Genomic DNA, 23,269 nt, shown 5'->3' with positions numbered 1-23,269 from the left:
TCATCTGTATAAGACGAGAAGACCCTCCGGCCGTGACGGCGCGCGGGCGCGGCGTTGGGTCAGCCGCGCGGGGTCCATCCGGACGGGAGCGGTCCCTCCAGTCCGCCGCGCTCCGCGTCCTCCGCCGCCGACCAGCCCTGGGCGGCCGCCTCCGCGTCGAAACCGCCGCGGGCGAACCGGAAGCCGACGTCCTCGTGCCGGGTCCGGGGCGGTCCGCCGCGGCGCACCGACGCGCGCACGCTCCAGGCGTCGTCGGCGAAGCCCCCTCCGCGGAACACCCGGTAGTCGTCGTAGCGGCCGGGGTCGAGCAGGTCCCAGCACCACTCCCAGACGTTGCCGAGCGTGTCGAAGAGCCCGTTGAGGTTGGGCAGCCGCAGGCCGACGTCCTGCGGCGCCCGGAGGCCGTCCGCGCTCGTCCACGCGACCTCGGGCAGCGGGCCGTAGTGCGGGCCGGTGGAGCCGGCGCGGCAGGCGTACTCCCACTCGGCCTCGGTGGGCAGGCGGTACCCGTCGGCGTCGACGTGCCAGGTGACGTCCTCGCCCTCGAACGTGTACGCGGGGTCCAGGCCCTCCCACTCCGACGCCGCGTTGCAGATGCGCACAGCGCGAAGCCAGCTGACGCCGGTGGCCGGGCGGCGTGGATGCGACGACGGCTCCCCGATCAGCTCGGCCACCTGCTCCTCGGTGACCGCGAAGACGCCCAGCTCGAACGGCTCCAGCTCCACCGTCCACCGCCGGTTCCGCCGCGCGTCGTGCAGCTGCACGCGCCCCGCTGCCACCCGCGTCATCTCAATCTCCACGCCCTCCACTCTCCCATCACTCTCCCATCAGTCGAGTTGCACGTCGTGGTCGCTATCGCGGCCGAATAGCGACCACGACGTGCAACTCGACGCCTAACGGGATGGACGCAGCGGCCGATAGGGAGGGACGTGGAGACCCTGTTCGTTGCGCTGCGAGTGCTCGTGGTGCTCGGGGTCATCGTGACGGTGCTGTGGCTGGTCCAGCGGCGCGTCACGAAGGGGCGCACCTCCAGCAGGGGGCGCCGCGGCAACGCGGTGACCGTCGTCGGGCGGCAGGGCGTCGGGCAGAAGGCCTCGGTCGTCGTCGTGGATGTGGACGGCAACCGCTTCGTGCTGGGTGTCACCGAACGCCAGGTCTCCGTGCTCCACACCTCCGAACGTCCGCAGGATGCGGACGTCACCCCGCTCGTCCGGGTGCCGGAGGCCCCGGCCGCCGAGGTCCGCACGGGCACCGACGACGCCCCGGTGGCGAGCTCCACCAGCACGACCAGCACCACCACCAGGCAGGATGCCGACTTCCTCACGGCGCAGGGACGCGCCTCGCTCTTCGACGAGGCACTCAAAGGCTCGATCCTGTCCCCGGCAACGTGGCGGCAGGCGAGTTCGGCGGTGCGGCCAAAGAAGTGACGGCGCCGGAAGTGACGGCGCTGGCCACGGCGTCGCGCGCCGGGCGGATGCCCCGTCTCGCGCTGGCCGGCCTGCTCGTCGCTCTCATCGCCGTCGCGATCGTGCTGCTGGGCGCGAACGCGGCCCACGCCGTCCCGACGCCGGTCCCCACCCCGACGGGCCCGACCGGCCCAGGAGCGGGCGGAGGCGGCATCACCGTCGACATCAACGGCCCGAACGGCACCCCCAGCGCCGCCATCCTGACGCTCGTCGGCATCACCGTGCTCTCGGTCGCCCCGGCGCTGCTGCTGATGATGTCGTCGTTCACCAAGATCTTCGTGGTGCTGGCGATCACCCGGAACGCGCTCGCGCTCCCGTCCATCCCGCCGAACCAGGTGCTGGCGGGTCTCGCGCTGTTCCTGAGCCTGTTCATCATGAGCCCGGTGCTCGTCGACATCAACAACACGGCCGTGCAGCCGTACCTCGCCGGCCACATCGACTTCACGGCGGCGGTGCATGCGGCCGAGGGACCGCTGCGCGGCTTCATGGCGGCGCACACCCGCGAGGAGGACATCGCGCTGATGACCCGCGCGGCCGGCCGCCCCAACCCGGACAGCATCAAGGCCGTGCCGATGCTGACGCTCATCCCGGCGTTCATGATCTCCGAGCTGCGCGCCGCGTTCATCATCGGCTTCGTCATCTTCGTGCCGTTCCTCGTCATCGACATGGTCGTCTCCGCCGCGCTGATGTCGATGGGCATGATGATGCTGCCGCCGGTGATGATCTCGCTGCCGTTCAAGATCCTCCTGTTCGTGCTGGTCGACGGCTGGGGGCTGATCATCACCAGCCTGATCACGAGCTACCGGGGTGGCGGATGAACCCGAATGCGGTGCTCGACATCGCCATGCAGGGGCTCATGGTCACGGCGAAGCTCGCCGCGCCGATCGTCGTCACGGCCCTCGTCGTCGGCTTCGCGATCTCGCTCGTGCAGTCGATCACTCAGATCCAGGAGGTCACCCTCTCGTTCGTGCCGAAGGCGGCGGCGGTCGCGGTGGCGCTCATCGTCTGCGGCCAGTGGATGATCTCCGAGCTGGTCACCTTCACCCACGTCCTCTTCGACAAGATCCCGCAGCTGCTGGGCGGCGGCTGATGAACATCCCCATCGACCTCGCCGCCATCGAGGCGATCGCGCTGGCGTCGCTCCGGATGGTGGCCTTCCTCGTCATCGCGCCCCCGTTCTCGTACAACGGCTTCCCCGCGCAGGTGAAGGGGATGCTGGCGATCGGCCTGGCGCTCGCGGTCGCGCCGCGCGTCGGCGCCGGCTACCACTCCGGCGACATCGGGGCGTTCCTGCTCGACATGGTGCGCGAGCTCGCCGTCGGCGCGACGCTCGGCTTCCTCGTCTTCCTGGTGTTCGCCGCGATCCAGTCCGCGGGCAGCCTGATCGACCTGTTCGGCGGCTTCCAGCTGGCGCAGGCGTTCGACCCGCAGTCGATGATCAACGGCGCCCAGTTCACACGGATGTTCCAGCTGACCGCCCTCGCGCTGCTGTTCGCATCCGGCGGCTACCAGCTCATCATCGGCGGCCTGGTGCGCACCTTCGACGCCATCCCGCTCGCCGCGGGACTCGACCTCGCCGACCCCGCCAAGCAGATGGTGAACGGCGTCACGCAGATGTTCCTGGCGGCGCTGCAGATCGCAGGGCCACTGATCGTGGTGCTCTTCCTCGCGGACGTGGGCCTCGGCCTCCTCACCCGCGTCGCGCCGGCCCTCAACGCGCTCTCGCTCGGGTTCCCGCTCAAGATCATGCTCACGGTCGTGCTCTCCGCGATCGTCTTCGTCGCCCTCCCCGGCGTCGTCTCCGGGCTCACCGACACCGCCGTCAAAACCATGCTGGGGGTGGGCCGATGAGCGATGCGCAGGAACGCACCGAGCAGGCGACCGAGAAGCGGATGAAGGAGGCCCGCTCCAAGGGCCGTCTCGCCAAGTCCACCGACCTCACCGCCTGGGTGGGCGTCGGAGCCGCCGCGGTGATGCTGCCGTTCACGCTGCAGACCGGCAGCAATGCGGCGGTCGGGCAGCTGTTCACCGTGCGCTCGGTGATCGAGAGTCCCGACCCCGCGAAGGCGCTCGCCGCGCTCGGCGACGGGCTCGGGAGCATCATGGCCACCATCGGACCGCTGCTCGGGGTGGGCGCGCTCGCCGTGGTGGGCGCGGCGGCGGTGCAGGGCGGCATCCACTTCAAGAAGCTCGAGGGCAAGTACGAGCAGTTCAACGTGGTGAAGGGCCTCGGCCGGGTGTTCGGGATGCGCGCGCTCTGGGAGGGCGCCAAGACCTTGCTGAAGTCGGCGGTCGTCGGCATCGGGCTGTTCCTGGTGGTGCAGGGCCTGATGCCGGTGCTGCTCACCTCGGGCTCGATGCCGCTCACCTCCCTGCTCTCCGCCGCGTCCGGCGGCACTGCGGGTCTCCTCCAGGCCGCCATCGGCGCGGGGCTCGTGCTCGCGGGCCTCGACGTGCTCGTCGTCATGCGGCGCAACCGCAAGCACACGCGCATGAGCAAGCAGGAGATCCGCGACGAGAACAAGAACAGCGAGGGCGACCCGCTGGTCCGCTCGCACCGCCGCTCGCGGCAGCTGGCGATGAGCCGCAATCGCATGATCGCCGCGATCGGCGGCGCGGACGTCGTGCTCGTCAACCCGACGCACATCGCGGTCGCCGTGAAGTACGAGCCGGGCAAGTCGGCCCCGCGGGTCGTCGCGAAGGGCGCAGGCGCGATCGCCCTGCGCATCCGCGAGAAGGCCGAGGCGGAGCGGGTGCCGATCGTCAAGGACATCCCGCTCGCCCGGGCGCTTCACGCCGGCTGCGAGATCGGCGAGGAGATCCCGGTCGAGCTCTACAACTCCGTCGCGCGCGTGCTCGCGTTCGTCATGTCCCTGAAGCAGCGCGGCTCCGCCGCGGGCTTCCACACCATGCGACCCCAGCTGCAGGGAGGGCTGTCATGAAGCCGAACAAGGGTCTCGCCGCCAAGGTGGCCGTGCCGATCGCCGTCGTCGGCATCATCATGCTGCTGGTGGTGCCGGTGCCGTCGTGGCTGCTCGACATGCTCATCATCGTCAACATCATGCTGGCGCTGGTCATCCTGCTCACCACGATGTTCGTCAAGAAGCCGCTCGACTTCTCGGTGTTCCCGTCGCTGCTGCTGGTGGCGACGCTGTTCCGGCTGGGGCTCAACGTGGCCTCCACCCGGCTGGTGCTGGGCGACGGGTTCGCCGGCCAGGTCATCCAGGCGTTCGGGCATGTCGCCGTGGGCGGGTCGATCATCATCGGCGCGGTGGTGTTCCTCATCCTGGTCGTCATCCAGTTCATCGTGGTCACCAAGGGCGCGGAGCGTGTCGCCGAGGTGGGCGCCCGCTTCACCCTCGACGCCATGCCGGGCAAGCAGATGGCGATCGACGCCGACCTCAACGCGGGCCTGATCACCGAGGAGCAGGCCCGCGCGCGGCGCGCGGAGGTGTCGGCCGAGGCCGACTTCTACGGCGCGATGGACGGCGCCTCGAAGTTCGTCAAGGGCGACGCGATCGCGGGCATCCTGATCATCGTCATCAATGTCGTCGGCGGCATCGCGATCGGCATGATCCAACGCGGCATGCAGCTGGGGGACGCGGTCAACTCCTACACGCTCCTCACCATCGGCGACGGATTGGTGTCGCAGATCCCGGCCCTGCTCATGGCGGTGTCGACCGGCATGATCGTGACACGGTCGAACGCCGAGTCGGAGATGGGGACGCAGGCCGGCAGCCAGCTGAGCCAGTCGCGCAACGCGCTGATGATCGCCGGATGCGCCGCGATCGTCATGGCGCTCATCCCCGGCATGCCGCCGATCCCGTTCGTGCTGGTCGGCGCGTTCCTCATCCTCGCCTCGCAGCGGATCAAGAACGCGCAGGCGGCGAAGAAGAAGGCGGAGGCCGCCCAGAACGCCGTCGCCGCGACGACGAAGCCGGAGACGACGGAGGACCTGATCGAGCAGATGCGGGTGCACGCGCTCGAGATCACGCTCGCGCCCGACCTGGTGGACATCGTGAGCGGCGCGTCGGATGACCTCCTCGCCCGCGTGCGGGCCCTCCGCCGCAAGATCGCGCTCGAACTCGGCGTCATCGTGCCGCCGGTGCGGACCCGGGACAGCGCGGAGCTGGCGCCCTCGACCTACGTCATCAAGATCGCGGGCGTGGAGGCGGGCCGCGGCCAGGCGCCGGCCGGCCGCGTGCTCGCGCTCGGCGACGCGCTCGACAACCTGCCGGGCACCCCGACGGTCGAGCCGGTGTTCGGGCTGCCGGCGAAGTGGATCCCGTCGGAGATGCGGCACAGTGCGGAGCTCGGCGGAGCGACGGTCATCGACCGGGTGTCCGTGCTGATCACGCACCTGTCGTCGATCATCACCTCGAACGCCGCCCGCCTGCTCACCCGCGAGGACGTGCGACTGCTGACCGAGGGCGTCAAGCAGGTGAACCCGCCCGCGGTGGAGGAGCTCATCCCGGCGCTGCTGTCGCTCGCGGAGGTGCAGCGCGTGCTCCAGGGGCTGCTGGCCGAGCAGGTGCCGATCAACGACCTGCCGCGGATCCTGGAGGCTCTCACTCTGCGCGCCAAGGTGTCGAACGACCCGGAGGGGCTGGTGGAGGCGGCGCGCGCCGCGCTCGGGCCCGCGGTCGTCGCGCCGCACATCGACGCCGGGACGCTGCGGGTCATCATGATCGACCCGGGGCTGGAGCAGTCGATGCTGGAGAGTCTGCGCCCGTCGGAGGCGGGCACCCAGATCGTGCTCGACCCGACGCGGCTGGAGGCCGTGCTCGCCTCGCTGCGCGACACGGCGTCCCGGCTCGACGACTCTGGCGTCTCGGCGGTGCTGGTGTGCGCGCCGGCGCTGCGCCCCGCGATCCGCCGGCTGGTGGCGGGCCAGATCGCGGGCCTCGCGGTGCTGTCGTACCAGGAGGTGACCGCGGTGCAGGCGGCGATCGAGACCGTGGGGGTGGTGCGCGGTGCGGAGTCGCTCGCGGCCTGAGTGGCTCGGCGGCGAGGAGGAGATCCTGCCGGCCGTCTCCACCTCGTCGCTGGCGTTCCAGGCGGTGCTCGACGACCTCATCCGCACCACCGACCTCCCCGCGCCATTCGCCCCAGCCGCCTCCGCCCCTCCCGCTCCGCCTCCCGCCGAAGCCATCACGCCATCGAACGGCACGTGGTGGTCGGAAAAGGCGGCGGATAGCGACCACGACGTGCAACTCGACCGGGCGGGGCCGCCGCCGGGACGGTTGCGCGGGCGAGGGGATCTGACGTTGGTGGTCGGGTTGGGCGGCGACGCGGAGGCGGCGGCCGCGGTGCTCGCGGCGTCGGCCGACGCCGGCGCCGAGGTGGTGCACGTCGCCGACCGGAGGGATGCCCTCGCGGCCCGGGCGGACGGCGTCCGCCGCGACCTCCCCCTGGTCGCCGCCTACGCCCTCGCCGGACCCGCCGCCGTGCCGTCCGTCGTCGCCGAGCTCGCGGGAATCGCCCCCGACCAGGTCTGGGTCGCGGTCGATGTGTCGCGCAGGCCCGAGGACACCGCGCAGTGGGTGCGGGCGGTTGATGCGGTGCTCGCCGTCGACGCCGTGGCTGCGACCGGCGCCGCCTTCACGTCGAGCCCCGACGACATCCACCTGCTCGGTCTCCCGGTGCTCTGGCTGGACGCGCCGCCCGGCGGATAGGCTGGGACGATGCTGGTACTGACGCGCAAGGCGGGGGAGCGGGTGCTCATCGGCGACGACATCGTCGTCACCATCCTCGATGCGCGGGGCGACGGCGTCCGCATCGGCATCGACGCGCCGCGCGGCATCCGCATCCAGCGCGACGAGGTCGTCAAGGCGGTCACGGAGGCCAACCAGGAGGCGACCCAGAGCGCCGCGGGCACCGACGACGCCGAGGCCCTCATCAAGAAGTCGCTCGGCCTCTGACCCCGGCGACGGCGGGTGAGGCCGCGCCGCGCGGTCCACGCGCCCCTCGCACCGTGAGGTACACGCCGAGGAACAGCTCCCAGACGACCTCCGGCAGCGTGAGCAGCGCCGACCACGGCGACACCTGGTCGTAGGCGCCGAGCAGCACCGCCACGCCGGAGAGCGAGACGAGCGGTCCCGCGACCATGCCGAGCACGGCCCAGCCGCGCGGCACCAGGCGGGCGCGGTAGAGCAGCACGCCGAGGATGAGCCCGTTGCCGAGCCCGACGACGAAGCCAGGGCCGAGCAGGAACGTCCAGCTGTGCAGCGCCACCAGCGCCTGCGAGATCACGACCGCCGCGGCCTCGCCGCCGGTCGCCGGGCCGTCCTGCCGCAGCGTCACCACGGTGAGCAGGCTCAGGATGCCGACGGCGATGAGCGTCGACTCCATCACCCGCGCGACGACGTAGGCGAGGGCGAGGGAGGGGCTGGTGCGGCGCAGCAGCGGGTAGAGCACGAGGGCCGTGCCCAGGTTGGCGACGATGAGCCCGATCTCCAGCAGCGCGCCCGCGAGCACCGGTGCCGTCTGTCCGGCGCCCCGCACGAAGTCCGGGTCGTTCAGCACAGGGCCGTAGAGCAGTGCGCCGGGGATGGACGTGGCGAAGGTGAGCAGGAACAGCACGCCGGCGAGCATCACGCGGCGGTGGTCGGGTGTCATGGGAGGTCCTCTCGACGCGAGGTGTACGGCGTACACCTTCTGCCGAACACATTAGGTGTACGCTGTACACCATGTCAAGAGACGATCCGCCGCGCCAGACGCTCCGCGTCGACCGGGTCGTCACGACGGCGCTCGACGTGGCCGACCGCGACGGCCTCGACGGGCTGAGCATGCGGGCGCTCGCGCAGACGCTCGGGGTCGTGCCGATGGCGCTCTACAAGCACGTGGCGAACAAGGACGAGCTGCTCGACGGGATGGTCGACCGCGTCTGGGCGGAGGTGCAGGCGCCCGACCCTGCCCTCGGCTGGCGGGAGGCGATGCGCCGCCGGTCCGTGTCGCTCCGCGACGCCCTCCGCCGCCACCGCTGGGCGGTCGGGCTGATGGAGTCCCGGATGCGGCCGGGACCCGCCAACCTCGCCCAGCACGACGCGATGATGGGCTGCCTCGGCCGCTCCGGCTTCTCGTTCCGCACGACCGTGCACGTCACCTCTGCGCTCGACGCCTACGTCTACGGCTTCGCGCTGCAGGAGAAGTCGCTGCCCTTCGGCACGCCGGAGGAGTCGGGGGAGGCCGCCGCGCAGAAGCTCGAGGCGACCCCGCCCGAGCTGGCCGCGATGTTCCCGCACCTGATCGAGGTCGTCTCCGAGCTGGCGAAGGCCGGGTACGACTACGACGAGGAGTTCCTCACCGGGCTCGACCTCATCCTGGACGGCGTCGAGCGACTGCGGCCGGAGTGGGCGTCCGCCGACCGGCCGGGGGAGTGACGTGTCCGCCGATCGGCGGACACGGGTGACATCCTGACGCCGGTGCCGCCGGATGCCCGCGATCGCGAGGCTTGAGGCATGAAGTCGTCCACCCTCGCCCTGACCGGGCTCATCTTCGCCGTCTCGATGACGACGATCGACCAGACGATCGTCGCGCTCTCCGCTCCGAGCATCCAGCAGAACCTCGGCCTCACGCACGACGGGATGCAGTGGGCGGTCAACGTCTACCTGCTCACCACCGCGGCGTTCTTCCTGCTCGGCGGCCGTGTCGCCGACGTCGTCGGCCACAAGCGCATGGCGCTGGTCGGCATCGCCGGCTTCGGCGTCACCTCGCTGCTGTGCGGCCTGGCTCCCACGGGCGACCTGGCCGAGCCGTGGCTCGTGACCGCCCGTGCGCTGCAGGGCGTGAGCGGAGCGATCATGTTCCCGGCCGCGATCGGCATCGTCGTCGAGGGCTTCGCCCGGGAGAGCCGCGGCCGTGCGATGGCGATCTTCTTCGCGATCACCGGCGCCATGACCGCCCTCGGCCCGATCGCCGGCGGCTACCTGACGGTGTGGACGTGGCGCGCGATCTTCTGGGTGAACGTGCCGATCGCGGTCGCCGCCTTCGTCATCGTCGCCATCGCCGCGCGCCCGTCGGTGCGTCGCAGGGAGCGGATCGACTGGCTCGGCGCCGTGATCGTGGCGGGCGGGATGGGCCTCGTCGTCTTCGGCCTGCAGCAGGCCAGCCCGTGGGGATGGGCGAACCCGGCCGTCATCGGCTCGCTCGTGCTCGGCGCCGCCCTGCTCGTGCTGTTCGTCGTGGTCCAGCGGCGCAGCGGTCATCCGCTCATCCGGATCGCGGCGTTCCGCGACCGCGGCTTCACGCTGTCGACCGTCGCGACGCTGTTCGCCTCCATCGCGTTCATCAGCACGTTCTTCTTCCTCAGCGTCTACGGCCAGGTCTCGCTCCAGCTGTCCGCCGCCGAGACCGGGCTGCTGTTCCTCAAGTTCTTCATCGGCTTCGTGATCGCCAGCCGGATCGGCTCCGTACGGTTCGACAAGCACGGCGCCCGCGGTGTGGTGCTCCTCGGCGGCATCGTCGGCGCGGTCGGCTTCGGCTGGCTGGCGACGACGGCGACCGACCTCTCCATCCACGCCGACGCCTTCTTCAACCCGCAGACCTGGCCGATCCTGGTCGCGGGCGCCGGCATCGGCCTCATGTTCAGCCCCGTCTCGACCGACGCGGTGAACCGCGCGATCGGCGCCAGCTACGGCGAGGTCAGCGCCATCACCCAGACGATGAAGAACTTCGGCGGCGCCCTCGGCCTCGCGGTCTTCACCACCGTGGTGACCTCGCGCCTGACCGACCTGCTCACGGCCTCGTTCGCGAAGTTCGGCGGAACCGCGGCGGACGCCCAGAGCGCCGTCGAGCGCATCAGCGGCGCCTCGGGCGACAGCGGCAGCGGGCTGTCCACCCTCCCGCAGGCGATCCAGGAGCAGATCATGCACGCCGTCCGCTCCGACTACGCCTCCGCCGTGCAGTGGGCGTTCTGGGGCATGGCCGCGGCCATGGCCGTCGTGGCCGTCGTCGGCCTGCTCTACCCGGCCGGCCGCACGTCCCTGCCGGAGGACGCCGCGCCCGCTTCGGAGCCGACCGCCGACACGGCTACAGTCTGATCGTGACAGAGCGCGTGGACGACCGCTGGTTCGGCGACTGGATCGGCTACTCCGCCGCCGCGACCTTCGCGTCGGTGGTGCTGATCCTCGCGAACCCGTTCACCGGGTACCCGAGGACCATCGCCTCGGCCCTGCTCGTCCTCGCGCTCTTCCCGCTCTACTGGTTCCTCGCCCGCCCCAGCCGCGCGGGCGTCCGCGGCAACAGCTGGCAGGCGTGGACCTACGTCGGACTCTCGACTGCGGTCTACTTCGTCGCCTACGGACTCAACAACTGGGCCAACATCGCCCTGTTCATCGTGTCGCCGCAGTTCTTCCTGGTGCTCTCCGCGGTGCCTGCGGCGATCGCGATCGTCGTGATCAACCTGGGCGGCGTCACGGTCCGCTGGCTGGTCGGCGACCTGGCGCCGGGGGATGTGGCGAGCACGCTCGGGCTGACGCTGCTGGTCATCGCGGTGTCGATCTACTTCAGCAACCGCATCACTGCGGTGACGAAGGAGAGCAGGGAGCGCGGCCTCCTGATCCAGCGACTCCGGGAGCAGCAGCGGGAGATCGCGGAGCTGTCGGAGCAGCAGGGCGCCGCGGCGGAGCGGGAGCGGATCGCGCGCGAGATGCACGACACGCTCGCGCAGGGCTTCACGAGCATCGTCACGCTCGGCCACGCGGTGCAGGGCGAGCTCGACTCCGACCCGGCGACCGCGAGGCGGCACGCGGAGCTGATCACCGAGACGGCGCAGGAGAACCTGCAGGAGTCGCGGCGGATCATCGCCGCGATGACGCCCGGTCGCCTGGCAGAGGCGACGCTCGGTCAGGCGCTCGGCCGGGTGGCGCGCCGGTTCGAGGAGGAGACAGGCGTGCCCGTCGCCTTCCGCATCGAAGGAGAGGTGCGGCAGGCGCCGCCCGCCGTCGAGGTGGTCGCGCTGCGAGTGCTGCAGGAGGCGCTCGCCAACGTGCGCAAGCACGCGGAGGCGAGCGAGGTGGACGCCGAGCTCGCGTACCGCGCCGACGCGGTGGCGCTCACCGTGCACGACGACGGCAGAGGGTTCGACCCGGCCGCCCCGCGCGACGGCTTCGGGCTCGACGGCATGCAGGCCAGGGTCCGCGAGGCGGGCGGGGAGTTCGAGCTGACCAGTGCGCCCGGCGACGGGACGCGGCTGCGCGTCGTGCTGCCCACGTCCACGCCTGAGGAGGCCGCGTCGTGATCCGGATCGTGCTCGCCGACGACCATCCCGTGGTGCGGGAGGGCATCCGCGGGATGCTGCAGGGCTACGACGACATCGAGGTGGTCGGCCAGGCCGGCAGCGGCCCGGAGGCCGTCGCGCTGGTGGCGGCGCTCGCCCCGGACCTCGTGCTGATGGATCTGCGGATGCCCGGAGGGGACGGCGTGGAGGCGACCCGCGCGATCGTCGCGGCGCATCCCTCGACCCGTGTCGTGGTGCTCACGACCTATGAGACCGACCAGGACATCCTGCGCGCCATCGAGGCGGGCGCGAGCGGCTACCTGCTGAAGGACATCGCGCCCGCGGAGCTCGCCCGCTCCGTGCGTGCGGCCGCCGCGGGGGAGACGGTGCTCGCCACCTCGGCGCAGACCGCCCTCCTCGGCCGGGTGCAGGGCAGGCAGGCCGCCCCCGCTCTGTCTGTGCAGGAGGTGAAGGTGCTGCGGCTCGCCGCCGACGGCCTCACCAACGCCTCGATCGGCGCGCAGCTGTTCATCGGCGAGGCGACGGTCAAGACCTACCTGAGCCGTGCGTACGAGAAGCTCGGCGTCTCCGACCGCACCTCCGCCGTGCGCCGCGCCCTGGAGCTCGGCCTGCTCGACTGACCTGTGCGGCAGAATGACCGCATGGCGCGGATCAGGACGGAGCGCGGGCTCGACCGGCTCGTGAACTTCTCGGACGCCACGGTCGCCATCGCGATCACCCTGCTCATCCTGCCCCTGGTGGATGCGGCTTCCCACATCGGGAGCAAGCCGTTCGGCGATTTCGTGGCCGACAACGTCTGGGAGATCGTCGCCTTCGTCGTGTCGTTCGTCGTGATCGCCCGCTTCTGGGTGGTGCACCACCAGATCTTCGAGAGCGTGCGCGACTACAACGGCGCGATCGTCTGGTTCAACTTCCTCTGGCTGCTCGCGATCGTGACCATCCCGTTCTCCGCGAACGTGCTCTCGGCCGGGGCCGGCCAGCGCCCGGACGTGTACGCGCTGTACATCGGCGACATGCTGGTGGCGACGATCGCGACGCGGCTGATGACCTCGGTGCTGCACAGGAACCCGGAGCTGATGACGGAGGAGTCCCGCGGCAGCATCGACGTGACGGCAGGCATCGCCGAGATGTCGATCATGGCGGTCGCGCTGGTGCTCGCCGTGCTCATCCCCGAGGTCAACCTGTTCTGGCTGTTCCTGCTGTTCCTCTCGGGGCCGCTGCACGGGCTTCTCCACAGGCTCGTGTACGGGCCTTCCCAGACGACGAGCTGAGGGCTAGCGTCGGGGCATGCGTGGGAAGACCTTCTTCGTCCTGATCGCGATCGCGGTCGCGTACATCCTCGGAGCCCGGGCGGGCCGTGAACGCTACGAGCAGCTCGTCGACACGGTCCAGTCGTTCTGGAACGCGCCCGACGTGAAGAAGGCGCGCAAGAAGGCGAAGGCCCAGGCCGCGAAGGCGCGCAAGCGCCTGTCCTGACGTGCCGCCTCTGACGCGGCCAGGCGCCGCGTCAGAGCTCAGCGCCGTCAGAGTTCAGGGTCAGGGCTCGTCGTAGTCGCCCTCGGTGTACTCGCCCTCCGGCGCCTCGACGGGCTCGGCGGCATCCGTGTAGGTGCCCTCGACGTCGGGCTCGGGGCCGGGGTTCTCCGCGGTCTCGGTGTACTGGCCGTGGACGGTGCGCTCGTGCGGCTCTTCGCCGTCGACCTCGGTGTAGCTGCCCTCGAGGTTCTCGCGTGCGTCGCCGGTCGGCTGCTCTGGGTTGCTCATACGCCAGACATTACGCCGAGCGCGCCCGGACGGCTATGGTCGGCCGGCACGTAGCCGCCCGCACGTAGCCGCCGGCAGTGCCTCCGGAGTAGTCTTCGCGCGTTTACGGACGATCGGCGGACCGATGAGCGACGAAGCGCAGGGCCACGACTGGCCACACCGCGTGCTCGAGCTGCGCATCCACGGCATCAAGAACACTCCGCCGACGGAGATTCTCGGCCGGGAGCAGTCCGAGCTGCGGCAGACGCAGGGGGACGAGAACGGCGGCTTCTGGTGGGCGCCCGGACAGGATCAGCCGGACCGGGATCCGGACGACGCGCCTGGCACGGTCGACCCGGCCGTCCCTCCGCAGGGGGTCCGCACCGAGGCGTACTCCTGGGGGCGGCTCGCCCGGTACGGCTCCGGCCCGCTGCTGTTCGTCGGCCAGCTCTTCGTCCAGCTCGCCTGGCTGCTGCTCGCGCCGTTCGGCCTCGCCAACACCGCCTACTGGACCAGGCGCATCCCGACCCAGCGGCCGGGCGGCGAGTGGGAGTCGGGGGTCGGTGGCGCGTCGCTGCGCATCTTCGCCCTGGGGCTGACGCTGCTCTACGTCTGCGCCCTCGGCTCGGTGAGTCTCGACCTGGGCGTGCAGTGCGCGAACGGCAGGGCATGCACCGCTCTGCCCGGCGCCTTCCACGACTTCTTCGCCGGCGCGCCGCTGTCGTGGCGCGGCCCGCAGCTGGCGCTGCTGTCGCTCGTGCCGATCGGTGGCGTGCTGCTGCTCTTCCTGGTGGCTCGCCGTGCCCGCACCCGGTACGAGGCCGCCATCTTCGACGCCGCCGACCGGATGGGCGGCCGCGGCGTGCAGCGCACCGGCCGTCTCCGCCCGCTCGCCTCGGAGGGGTTCTGGCGCACGGCACGGGTCGGCTCGCCGACGGAACGGCTGCACTTGGCTGCGACCTTCCTCCTGGTCGCCCTGCTGCTGGCCTGGGACCGCATCTTCGCCGGGACGGCGTCGTGCGTGAAACTGCAGACCTTCGTCTCGGGGGAGTGCCTGGGTGGCGCCGCCGCCTCCAGCGACGTGCTCGCCAAGGTCGGCGGCCTGGTGGCCGCCGCCGGTCTCGTGCTCACCATCGTCCTGGTGGGCGTGCTGGCCGAGACGGTGAGCGCGGGGGACGCCTCGGTCGACGAGTTCCTGCGCGACCGGCTGCGCACCAGGGGAACCGTGACGGCGTGGGTGCTGATCGCGGCGGTCGCCGTGTACCTCTTCGTCGGCGCGTCGCTGTGGTTCGGCGGCGACTACGCGGCCGAGTCCGGTACGTTCCTGGGGCTGGCGACCGCGCCGTCCATCCTGCTCGGGGTGCTGGTCGCGATCTGCGTCTCGGCGCTCGGCTGGCGCCGCGGCGTCCCGCACTGGCTGTCGATCACGCTGATGACCGTCGCCGGGCTGGCCTTCCTCGGCGGCGTCGCGCAGAACCCGCCGACGCAGGACGGCTCGCCCGGCCCGCTGCGCCTTCCGTTGTTCGCGGTCGCTGCAGTCTTCACCGCGGTGCAGCTGATCCTCGTCTGGTGGTGGCCGCGTTCTAGGGCAGGACGCCGTGCGGGGCCGCCGGAGCGGTTCCGCGCCGAGGGATGGGCCGGGATGGGCCCGGGCATCCTCATGCTGCTCTCGCTCGGCGCCGCCATGATCCTGTCGACGCTGCTGGTGCTCGGGGTGCAGGGCTGGCTGGTCAGCGGGTCGCCGCCGTGCGGCTGCGCGACCGGTCCGGCCGGGACACTCCGGCCGCCGATCGTCTACCACAACTTCGGCGACGTGCTCCCGTTCATCGCGCTCGCCCTGGCCATCGTCGGCATCGTCGTGGCGCTCGCCGTGCTGCGCTGGATGCCGCTCCTCACGACGCCGCGCACCCGCGGCGGCCGTCGTCCCCTCCTCGAGCAGGTCGACTCGTACAGCGACGGCAGGATCGCCGCGAGCACGACCGCCGACCGCCTCGCGCTGAAGATCCTGCGCGCCCGCCGGCTCGCGGCGCTCGTACACAGGGGGGAGCCCATCCTCGGCATCCTCGCCGGACTGCTCGCGGTCGGCTTCGTGGTGGCGCTCGCCGTCTCCTACTCGGTCGCCTTCCGCACGATCGATGGCCTGGTGGGCCCTGCGCTCACGGCGATCGCCGCCGCCATCCTGCTCGTCATCGTGGAGAACGCGCTCACCGCGAAGGAGCGCCCGATCAGCGTGCTGTGGGACCTGATGTGCTTCCTCCCGCGCGCGGGGCACCCGTTCGGCCCGCCCTGCTACGCCGAGCGGGTGGTGCCGGAGCTGCGCGACAGGGTCACCGACTGGCTCACCCACGACCTCCGGCCGCCCGACGGCCTCACCCTGGCGGAGCAGCTGGCCTGGCGCGACCGGCGCGAGGAGGAGGCGCTCGCCGAGGAGCGTCCGTTCAGCGTCGTGCTCTCTGCGCACAGCCTCGGCGCCGTGCTCGCCGTCTCAACGCTGTTCACCCTGCGACCGGACGACGCGGAGCGACTGCGCAACGTCGCCCTGCTGACCTACGGCTCGCAGCTTCGCGTGTACTTCGGCCGGTTCTTCCCCGAGCTGTTCGGCCCGGATGCGCTCGGGACGCTCGGCGCGCGCCGCCCGCTGCTCGCCAAGGCCGACCCGTGGTTCACCCAGGTGGAGCTGGATCAGGACGGCGACCCGGTCGTCGTGGACGCCTCCGGCGCCACCGATCCGTCGCTGGTCGACCTGCTCACCCAGCCCGACGGCTCCGTCGCCTGGATCAACCTGTGGCGGCGCACCGACTACCTCGGCTTCCCGGTGAACAGCTACCGCCTGGAGGACCAGCGACCCGACGACATCGACCGCGGGGCGGACGAGTTCGGGCCGCCGCGCTACCTGGTGAAGGTCGCGACGCATCCCGACTACCAATCGGCCCCGCAGTACCGGACCGCCCTGCTCGATCTGATCGCGCGCCTGGAGAAGCGCTGACCCTACCCCGCCTCCGCGAGCTGTCGACCCCCCTTGCGGGCGGACGGGGTTGGGCGTTTCGTGGCGCCTATGACCGATCAGCGCGACGAACAGGAGCCGATCACCGGCAACGACCCGACCAACGGGCTGGCCGGCGATCTCAGGGCGACGACGGCGGTGCCGTCGAGCCGGAGCGGCACGAGAGCGTCTTCCAGGAGGTGATCGCCGACCTCGCGGACGGCGACCGGCGCGACGACGACACCGACTCCACGACCCCGTACAGCGAAGAGGGCAAGCCGTAGGCGAGCCCGGAAGGAGCTGAACATGAGCGACACGAGCGGACTGCCGAACACCGACGCCAAGGGCGTGCCGGCGGAGGACCAGCCGGAGCGGTTCGAGGAGGGCCAGGGCGCAGACCCGGGCGCCTCGGACGACTCGGGCGAGCGCGACGCGCAGGCGGCGGAACCGGCCGAGACCGACGCCGGCCAGTCCGGTGACGTCTCCGCGCCGGGCGACACGGGCGTCGCACCGGAGGGCGCGGAGGACGTGACGACGGCGGACACCGAGCCCGCCCAGGCGCCTCCCGCCGACTTCGACCCGGCCGACGACCCGTCGAATCCCGACCTCGTCAGCGGGACCGACGCCAGCGAGCCGCCGGACTGATCCGGCCCCACCAGCCACCGGCACAGCCGGTGACGACCGGCCCCGCCCTCCTCATCCCAGGGCGGGGCCGGCCGCTGTCCGGCCGCCTACGTGAGCGATCGAACGTTCGAATCTCCTGCTGGGCTGCCTGGAGTCGGAGATTCGGAGCCGTGACGGCCGAATCTCCGACGGTAGCGGCGGCGTCAGCCGGCGGGGCGCCCGGCCAACCAGACCGCGCCCGCAGCCAGACCGGCCACGCAGAGAGCCGCTCCGACGCCGAGCACGGAGACGTCCCCCGCAGGCCGGGGCAGCAGCAGGCCGACGACGACCAGCAGCGCGCCGACGTTGAGCAGCACGGCGGCGAGCCAGCCCAGGGTCGTGCGCAGCGTCGCGTTCATCCGGGGTATCGTAGCCCGCCGAGCGCGGGGACTACTCCCCGTCGATCAACTGGAGCAGACGCTTGGTCTCCCGTGCGATGTCGTCGTGGTCGTTCTGCGCGGCCCGGCTCTCCAGCGAGATGACCGCGCAGCGGTGCACCTTCGTGAAGTCGCCGTAGGGGAAGCTGAACCGCCCCTTCGTCTCCTCGCTCTTCTCCGGGTCCTCGCCCAGGTGCCAGAGCGCGTAGTCGTCCCAGCCGTTCTTCTCGATGTACGCGTTCTCGTCGTCGGCGCTCGGCGCGTGCTCGCTCCAGTCGTCGCGCTCGTCACGCACCACCTTGCCCTGCTCGACCAGCCTGCGGGCGTGCTCCAGAGCCTTCTTGTTCAGGTGGACGCTCATGCCTCACCCTGATTGCCCGTCGCGGCGGTCTCGGCGTCGAGCGACTCGTTGATCAGGGAGGAGACCAGCGTCCGCCAGTCGGAACCCTCGTGCAGCGTCTCGGTGTACCCGGGCGGCACGGCACCGAACACCGGCTCGTGCTCCTCGCCCTCCGCCGAGACGCGGATCAGCGTCCCGAGCTCCGCGTGGGACTCATCGAGCACGACCCACACCCCGGGGGACTTCTTCTCCACGTGGAAGATGCGGTCGCGGTACGGATACCTCACGCTGGACATCTCGAGCTCGCTCGCCGACATGGCGACTCCTCTCCTCGGACTCGTCGGACACCATGGAACGCCGTGCCGAGGCGGTTGGCAAGAGGGCGGTGGCAGCTGCGCCGCCGCCGGGCCGCCAGTTCAGGCCGAGCGGCGGCCGCTGAGCACGCCGTCGATCCGCGCCAGCAGGTCGGCCGGGTCGTCGAAGACCGACACCGCGCCGGCCTCCAGCAGCTCCGACGGACCCACCCCGCCGGAGAGCACCCCGGCGGCCCGGACGTGCGCCCGGGCGGCGGCCATCATGTCCCACACCGAGTCGCCGATGAACAGCGCGTCCGACGGCTGCGCGCCCGCCCGCTCCAGTGCGACCTCGATGATGCCGGGTTCGGGCTTCGCCGTCGCCACGTCGTCAGCGTTGGTGGTGGCGTGGATGGAGTCGCCGGCATCCAGCACGTCCATCAGCAGTTTCAGCTCGTCCTCGGGAGCCGAGGTGGCGAGCACGACGCGGATCCCCCGCGACGACAGCTCCGCCAGCAGGTCGGCCGCGCGGTCGAACGCGCGCAGGCGGCCCGCCTGCTCGAGGTAGTACCGCGAGTGCAGGTCCTTCGCGCGCGAGGTCCACTCCTCGTCGCGGTCGCCCACCAGCGACTCCAGCAGCCGGGCCGAGTCCTGGCCGATCGAGCGGTGGATGCGCCACGAGTCCACCGGCGCCCCCAGCTCCGCGAAGGCGCGGCTCCAGGCGTCCACATGGAGGAAGTTGGAGTCGACGAGGGTCCCGTCGACGTCGAAGAGCACAGCGGAGATCGTCATGGCTCCACGACTACCACCCCTTGCGCCCACCCGGCATGGGGTGCACCGTTCCCGGCATGGCTGATCACTCGTACCCGGAACTCACCGAACCGCGCACCGCCATCGTCACCGGATCCGACTCCGGCATCGGCCGTGCCACCGCCGTCGCGCTCGCCGAGGCCGGCATGGACGTCGGCATCACCTGGCACTCCGACGAGGAGGGAGCGGAGGAGACCGCGCGTCTCGTGCGCGAGGCGGGCCGTCGCGCCGTCGTGGCGCAGCTCGACACCACCGACGCCCCCGCCTGCGGCGACGTCGTGGACCGCATGGCCGACGAGCTCGGCGGCTGCGATGTGTTCGTCAACAACGCCGGCCTGAACGGCGGCACCCCGTTCTTCGAGACGGACTGGGAGACCTGGCGGAAGACCGTCTGCGCCGACCTCGACGGTGCGTTCGTCTGCATCCAGCGCATGGCGCGGCGGATGGTGGATGCGGGACACGGCGGCCGCATCATCGGCGTCACCAGCGTGCACGAGCACCAGCCGCGGGTCGGATCGGCCGCCTACGACGCCGCGAAGCACGGGCTCGGCGGGCTGCTCAAGACGCTCGCGCTCGAGCTCGGCGAGTACGGCATCACGGCGAACGCGGTCGCGCCGGGCGAGATCTCCACCCCGATGAACGACGCCGAGGACGAGGACCCCCGCGAGGTGCACCGCCCCGGCGTGCCGCTGGGCCGCCCGGGCGACGCGCGCGAGATCGCGGCGGTCATCGCCTTCCTCGCGTCGCCAGCGGCGTCGTACGTCACCGGCGTCTCCTGGGCGGTCGACGGCGGGATGCTGCAGATGGGGCCGCAGGCGGGCTCGCACCTCACCTCCGACGACTGGCGGCGCCTCTAGCCGCCAGAACCGGCCGTCATTCTGCGCGCTGTCTTTCGGCGCGCCCTCCGGTCTGCTGTCATCGGTGAGCAGCATCCCCTGTCGCGAGCCCCCTATCGGGCCAGGGGATGCGGCCGGCGGGCCCGTACGGATCGGGCGCTGACGGACCCGCCGGTCACCCTCCTCCTCTCTCGGCACCGCTGTCTTTCGATCGGGGCGCGATCCCGCAAGACTCCCTCGTGAGTACGTGGTCGTCGTCGCGTAATCGACATCGCCCGGTCGCCGAGTCTCGGCTCGCCGGGTCTTGGAGGAGGCAGCGTGATGCGCCCTGCGACGACCCGTACCCGCCGCACCCGCCCCCGTACCCGCTGGGGCCGGGGGATCGGACTGGTGGCTGTGGCGGCCGTCGGCGCCCTCGTCGGCACCCTCATGCTGCCCGAGTACTACGCGTCCGCCGAGACCACCGCGATCTCGACCATCTACGAGACCGCCACGAACACGGCGAACAACTCGGTCGGCGCCTCCTCTGACGCGCCAGGCGGCCGCAAGACGGGCACGGCGAAGCCTGGCGACACGATCAAGTGGGTCGTCCCGTACGCCAACAACACCAGCGCCAACGCCTCGGTGAACCTGCAGGCCGACCTGCACATCGGCAGCCAGAGCGCGCCGGCGGGCACATACGTGCCCGGCTCGCTGCAGCTGCCGTCCAACCTGAACGCGCTCGGCACCCTCACGCCCCAGTACACCGCGCCGGGCGATCAGACGTGGACGTCGGGCACCCCGCCCGCGAACGCGACGGGCGTCGGTTACACGGGGACGCTCCTCCCCACCCGCACGCGGCAGCTCTCGCTGAACTTCCCCAGCCCGACCGGCACGACCCTCGCGACAGTCGGTGGTGACGGCTACAACGCCGTCACCCGCGGCAATCTGACCTACGCGGTGTTCCATCACAAGGCGGGGGACGTGGTCTACTGCGCCCTGCAGAACGGGGCCACCTGCCCGGGGTGGCCGACGAATCAGAATGCGCAGCGCTGGTCCACGGTCGTCGGGACTCCGATCGGGACGGGCGCCGCCATAGAATTGGGCACCGCTTGGCAGAACGGCACCTGGATCTCCGGGAACAAGCTCTTCTGGCTGATGGGGACGTGGGACAACTCGAGCACCGGCACTGCCTGCCTGGACCTCTCGACCACCACCCCGACGAGCTGCGGCTACACCGTGCTCACGACGAACCCGATCAACAACAGCCAGTGGGCGCACATCGGCGCGTCCGGCATCCCGGCGAGCAACGGCAACATCTACGCCGTCGCTTCGGGCGGCCGGGTAAACGGCACCGGCACCTATTCCTACGTGTGCATTTCGCCATCGACCGGCGCCTCGTGCGGCACGTTGCAGATCATGAGCGGCGTCACGTCGTCTCAGGCGCTTCAGGCGACCACCTTCGGCGACAGGGTGTTCGCGAGCGTGCAGCAGACGTCCACGTCGTCATGGCAAACGTACTGCTACGTCGCGGGCGGCCAGCTCTGCACCGGGAGCTGGCCGGTGACGAGCTCCACGTCGGCTGCGCTCGGCGGCAACGTGTACGCACCCATCCTGAGCACGACGGGGACCCTCACGGGCGTCTGCACGATTGCGAACGGCGCCGGGAGCTCGACCTCGTGCTGGAGCCTCTCCGGCGCTCCCGCACCGGCGAACCCGTACGCCGGCACCGGCGCCTTCTACAACGTCACCACCAACACTTCCGGCGACGTGTTCCGGAGTGGGACGAGGGTGTACGTGTCCACCGGGAACACCGTCATGTGCCGCGATTTCGCCCAGTGGAGCGGCACCGGCGCGGTTCCGGCCTGCGCCGGTTTCACGAACCCGACCAACAACAAGAACTACACCGTCCGCTCCGCGGCCTCGATCGCGCCCAACTGCCTGGTCGCTGACTCCGACTCGGGCCAGATCACCTTCTTCAACGCCATCACGGGCGGTGGATGCGTCGGCACCTCGGGCCCGAGCACGATGACGGTCACGCCGGCGTCGTCCTACTGCGGTTCAGGTGCCGCCGGATTCACGGGCTGGGGCACCCTGTCCCTGCCGGGACTCGTGGTCGGCACCTACTCGAACAGCTCGGTGACGTTGCGCGACCAGAACGACGCGATCATCGCCGGCTTCGACAACGTCACGCTCGCCGCCGGGGGCACTCTGTCGCTCGCCGGCATCCCCACGACGGTGACCTCCATCTCCGCGACGGTGACCGTGAACGGCGTCAACGATCCATCGGGCGTGACACCGGGCCAGATCTCCGTGTCGTGGAACGGCAGCCCGCCGGAGCTGTGCTTCGAGACCGTCGCGCCTCCCGTCTCGTGCGACGCGCCCGCGCCGACCCGGATCTGGTCATCCGCCTCGGCCGTCACCACGTCGGCGGGCGGCAGCGACGCTCCCTCCGGGAACAGTGCGGGCGGCGGCACGTCGGCGAACCAGGCCGACTTCCTGGTGTCGGCCGACCCCTCCCAGTGCTCCCTGGCCATCACCAAGACGCCGTCGGCCGCCTCCGCCAGACCCGGCGACACGGTGACGTACATGATCACCGTGAGGAACACGGGAACCCAGGCCTACGACAACGCCTCCTTCACCGACGACCTGAGCGACGTGCTCCAGGATGCGACCTTCAACGACGACCAGTCCGCCTCCACCGGGACGGTCTCCTACGCGTCGCCGAACCTCAGCTGGTCGGGACCGCTCGCGGCCGGCGCGGCAGCGACCATCACCTACTCGGCGAAGGTCAGGAATCCGGACCCGGGCGACCACCGCATGATCAACACGGTCGTCTCGCCGACCATCGGCAGCAACTGCGCGTCCGGGTCGTCGGACGCGGACTGCACCGCGAACGTCCCCGTCTCCGACCTGACCGTCACCAAGACCGCCGACTCCGCATCCGTGCAGTCCCCGGCGCGGGTCGGCGACGTCATCACGTACGACTTCACCGCGCACAACACCGGCCAGACCACCCTCGACGGCGTGACCATCGCCGACGCCCACCCGGGACTCGGCGCACTCGTGTACACCTGGCCGAGCCCCGCGAACGCGGGCAGGCTGCTCCCCGGCCAGACGGTGACCGCGACGGCGACGTACGCGCTGACCCAAGCCGACATCGATGCCGGCCTCGTCCAGAACACCGCGACCGCGACCGGCAACCCGCCGACCGGTCCGCCCGTCACGACCCCGCCCTCCGGGGTCCAGGTGCCGCTCGACCAGGGGCCGGAGCTGAGCCTCACGAAGAGTGCGAACAGCCTGGGCGTCGCCGATCCGGCCGCCGTGGGCAACACGATCGAGTACACGTTCGTCGCCACGAACACCGGCAAGGCGACACCGGAGTACGACTCACCGTCGACGAAGGCCGTCCACGCGGCCAGCTTCGAGTCGGGCGAGAGCCGGGTGCGGCTCGGCGCGCCGGGGAGCGGCCAGAAGCGGAGCTCGCCGCCGGAGCCGTCGTAGAGGGTCTCGCGGTAGCCCACCGGGTTCGTGCTGTT

26 protein-coding genes are annotated in these 23,269 nt (G+C 71.3%); 19 read left to right on the top strand and 7 right to left on the bottom strand.

All coding sequences use genetic code 11. From position 1 onward, the window contains the following. Window positions 1-59: 59 nt before the first annotated feature. Complete coding sequence (locus tag P5G59_RS12220; RefSeq protein WP_301219262.1) at window positions 60-788, bottom strand: formylglycine-generating enzyme family protein; 729 nt, start codon at window positions 786-788, stop codon at window positions 60-62. A gap of 141 nt (window positions 789-929) precedes the next feature. Here P5G59_RS12220 and fliO point away from each other — a divergent pair, with 141 nt between their 5' ends. Genes fliO through csrA form a run of 8 tightly spaced genes read left to right on the top strand, consistent with a single transcriptional unit; the run spans window position 930 to window position 7,387 of the window. Next, window positions 930-1,427 (top strand): flagellar biosynthetic protein FliO, encoded by a 498-nt coding sequence (gene fliO, locus P5G59_RS12215; RefSeq protein WP_301219261.1) that lies wholly within the window; start codon window positions 930-932, stop codon window positions 1,425-1,427. 47 nt (window positions 1,428-1,474) lie between these two features. Then, window positions 1,475-2,284: a flagellar type III secretion system pore protein FliP gene (gene fliP / locus P5G59_RS12210; RefSeq protein ID WP_301219616.1), complete on the top strand. Its 810-nt coding sequence runs from the start codon at window positions 1,475-1,477 to the stop codon at window positions 2,282-2,284. Next, window positions 2,281-2,556, top strand: coding sequence for a flagellar biosynthesis protein FliQ (fliQ, locus tag P5G59_RS12205; RefSeq protein ID WP_175337057.1), 276 nt, complete (start codon window positions 2,281-2,283; stop codon window positions 2,554-2,556). The genes fliP and fliQ overlap by 4 nt, the downstream gene beginning before the upstream one ends. Continuing rightward, window positions 2,556-3,317: a flagellar biosynthetic protein FliR gene (locus P5G59_RS12200; RefSeq protein ID WP_301219260.1), complete on the top strand. Its 762-nt coding sequence runs from the start codon at window positions 2,556-2,558 to the stop codon at window positions 3,315-3,317. The genes fliQ and P5G59_RS12200 overlap by 1 nt, the downstream gene beginning before the upstream one ends. Beyond that, window positions 3,314-4,408, top strand: coding sequence for an EscU/YscU/HrcU family type III secretion system export apparatus switch protein (locus P5G59_RS12195; protein WP_301219259.1), 1,095 nt, complete (start codon window positions 3,314-3,316; stop codon window positions 4,406-4,408). The genes P5G59_RS12200 and P5G59_RS12195 overlap by 4 nt, the downstream gene beginning before the upstream one ends. Further along, the gene (locus P5G59_RS12190; protein ID WP_301219257.1) at window positions 4,405-6,462 is read left to right on the top strand and encodes a flagellar biosynthesis protein FlhA; all 2,058 of its coding nucleotides are present in this window, start codon (window positions 4,405-4,407) and stop codon (window positions 6,460-6,462) included. Before P5G59_RS12195 ends, P5G59_RS12190 begins: the two co-directional genes overlap by 4 nt. Continuing rightward, on the top strand, window positions 6,440-7,141 hold the full coding sequence (locus P5G59_RS12185) for a hypothetical protein (protein ID WP_301219256.1): 702 nt from the start codon (window positions 6,440-6,442) through the stop codon (window positions 7,139-7,141). The genes P5G59_RS12190 and P5G59_RS12185 overlap by 23 nt, the downstream gene beginning before the upstream one ends. A gap of 9 nt (window positions 7,142-7,150) precedes the next feature. After that, window positions 7,151-7,387: a carbon storage regulator CsrA gene (gene csrA, locus P5G59_RS12180; RefSeq protein WP_175337052.1), complete on the top strand. Its 237-nt coding sequence runs from the start codon at window positions 7,151-7,153 to the stop codon at window positions 7,385-7,387. Here the strand turns inward: csrA and P5G59_RS12175 are convergent. Beyond that, on the bottom strand, window positions 7,365-8,084 hold the full coding sequence (locus P5G59_RS12175; RefSeq protein WP_301219255.1) for a DUF4386 domain-containing protein: 720 nt from the start codon (window positions 8,082-8,084) through the stop codon (window positions 7,365-7,367). The two genes, csrA and P5G59_RS12175, sit on opposite strands and share 23 nt — an antisense overlap. A 71-nt stretch (window positions 8,085-8,155) precedes the next feature. Between P5G59_RS12175 and P5G59_RS12170 the strand changes: the two genes are divergently transcribed. The 6 genes from P5G59_RS12170 to P5G59_RS12145 all read left to right on the top strand — a co-directional run bounded on the left by P5G59_RS12170 (window position 8,156) and on the right by P5G59_RS12145 (window position 13,182). After that, a complete protein-coding gene (locus tag P5G59_RS12170) occupies window positions 8,156-8,848 on the top strand; it encodes a TetR/AcrR family transcriptional regulator (RefSeq protein WP_301219254.1) in 693 nt (230 codons plus the stop codon). Between the two features lie 78 nt (window positions 8,849-8,926). Beyond that, on the top strand, window positions 8,927-10,507 hold the full coding sequence (locus tag P5G59_RS12165; protein WP_301219253.1) for an MFS transporter: 1,581 nt from the start codon (window positions 8,927-8,929) through the stop codon (window positions 10,505-10,507). Window positions 10,508-10,509: 2 nt separating this feature from the next. Beyond that, the gene (locus P5G59_RS12160; protein ID WP_301219252.1) at window positions 10,510-11,706 is read left to right on the top strand and encodes a sensor histidine kinase; all 1,197 of its coding nucleotides are present in this window, start codon (window positions 10,510-10,512) and stop codon (window positions 11,704-11,706) included. Next, window positions 11,703-12,326, top strand: a complete 624-nt coding sequence (locus tag P5G59_RS12155; protein ID WP_301219251.1) for a response regulator transcription factor — start codon at window positions 11,703-11,705, stop codon at window positions 12,324-12,326. Before P5G59_RS12160 ends, P5G59_RS12155 begins: the two co-directional genes overlap by 4 nt. Before the next feature lie 21 nt (window positions 12,327-12,347). Continuing rightward, window positions 12,348-12,977, top strand: coding sequence for a TMEM175 family protein (locus tag P5G59_RS12150; RefSeq protein WP_301219250.1), 630 nt, complete (start codon window positions 12,348-12,350; stop codon window positions 12,975-12,977). Window positions 12,978-12,993: 16 nt separating this feature from the next. Next, window positions 12,994-13,182, top strand: coding sequence for a hypothetical protein (locus P5G59_RS12145; protein WP_301219249.1), 189 nt, complete (start codon window positions 12,994-12,996; stop codon window positions 13,180-13,182). Between the two features lie 60 nt (window positions 13,183-13,242). Here the strand turns inward: P5G59_RS12145 and P5G59_RS12140 are convergent, their stop codons facing one another. Continuing rightward, entirely contained in the window at window positions 13,243-13,470 is a 228-nt protein-coding gene (locus P5G59_RS12140; protein ID WP_301219248.1) for a hypothetical protein, read from the bottom strand. Between the two features lie 124 nt (window positions 13,471-13,594). Between P5G59_RS12140 and P5G59_RS12135 the strand changes: the two genes are divergently transcribed. The 3 genes from P5G59_RS12135 (at window position 13,595) to P5G59_RS12125 (ending at window position 17,077) form a co-directional block, all read left to right on the top strand. Continuing rightward, window positions 13,595-16,435, top strand: coding sequence for a hypothetical protein (locus tag P5G59_RS12135; protein ID WP_301219247.1), 2,841 nt, complete (start codon window positions 13,595-13,597; stop codon window positions 16,433-16,435). Window positions 16,436-16,504: 69 nt separating this feature from the next. Beyond that, entirely contained in the window at window positions 16,505-16,636 is a 132-nt protein-coding gene (locus tag P5G59_RS12130; RefSeq protein WP_301219245.1) for a hypothetical protein, read from the top strand. Window positions 16,637-16,738: 102 nt separating this feature from the next. Then, window positions 16,739-17,077, top strand: a complete 339-nt coding sequence (locus P5G59_RS12125) for a hypothetical protein (protein WP_301219243.1) — start codon at window positions 16,739-16,741, stop codon at window positions 17,075-17,077. A 182-nt stretch (window positions 17,078-17,259) separates the two neighbouring features. Here P5G59_RS12125 and P5G59_RS12120 read toward each other — a convergent pair whose 3' ends face one another. From P5G59_RS12120 to P5G59_RS12105, 4 genes are all read right to left on the bottom strand, one after another. Next, window positions 17,260-17,454 carry a hypothetical protein gene (locus tag P5G59_RS12120; protein ID WP_301219241.1) on the bottom strand — a complete coding sequence of 65 codons (195 nt, stop codon included), beginning with the start codon at window positions 17,452-17,454 and terminating at the stop codon, window positions 17,260-17,262. A gap of 31 nt (window positions 17,455-17,485) precedes the next feature. Beyond that, window positions 17,486-17,833: a hypothetical protein gene (locus P5G59_RS12115; protein ID WP_301219239.1), complete on the bottom strand. Its 348-nt coding sequence runs from the start codon at window positions 17,831-17,833 to the stop codon at window positions 17,486-17,488. Beyond that, on the bottom strand, window positions 17,830-18,129 hold the full coding sequence (locus P5G59_RS12110; protein WP_301219237.1) for a hypothetical protein: 300 nt from the start codon (window positions 18,127-18,129) through the stop codon (window positions 17,830-17,832). The genes P5G59_RS12115 and P5G59_RS12110 overlap by 4 nt, the downstream gene beginning before the upstream one ends. 99 nt (window positions 18,130-18,228) lie before the next feature. Then, complete coding sequence (locus P5G59_RS12105) at window positions 18,229-18,897, bottom strand: HAD family hydrolase (protein ID WP_301219235.1); 669 nt, start codon at window positions 18,895-18,897, stop codon at window positions 18,229-18,231. 56 nt (window positions 18,898-18,953) lie between these two features. Between P5G59_RS12105 and P5G59_RS12100 the strand changes: the two genes are divergently transcribed. Continuing rightward, the gene (locus P5G59_RS12100) at window positions 18,954-19,772 is read left to right on the top strand and encodes an SDR family oxidoreductase (protein ID WP_301219233.1); all 819 of its coding nucleotides are present in this window, start codon (window positions 18,954-18,956) and stop codon (window positions 19,770-19,772) included. A gap of 369 nt (window positions 19,773-20,141) precedes the next feature. After that, window positions 20,142-23,234 carry a DUF7507 domain-containing protein gene (locus tag P5G59_RS12095; protein ID WP_301219231.1) on the top strand — a complete coding sequence of 1,031 codons (3,093 nt, stop codon included), beginning with the start codon at window positions 20,142-20,144 and terminating at the stop codon, window positions 23,232-23,234. Window positions 23,235-23,269: the final 35 nt, after the last annotated feature.

This window comes from Leifsonia virtsii (assembly GCF_030433675.1).
Taxonomy (GTDB): domain Bacteria; phylum Actinomycetota; class Actinomycetes; order Actinomycetales; family Microbacteriaceae; genus Leifsonia; species Leifsonia virtsii.
Note: the sequence above shows the minus strand (reverse complement) of the source record. Positions and strands in the feature narration are given on the sequence as shown.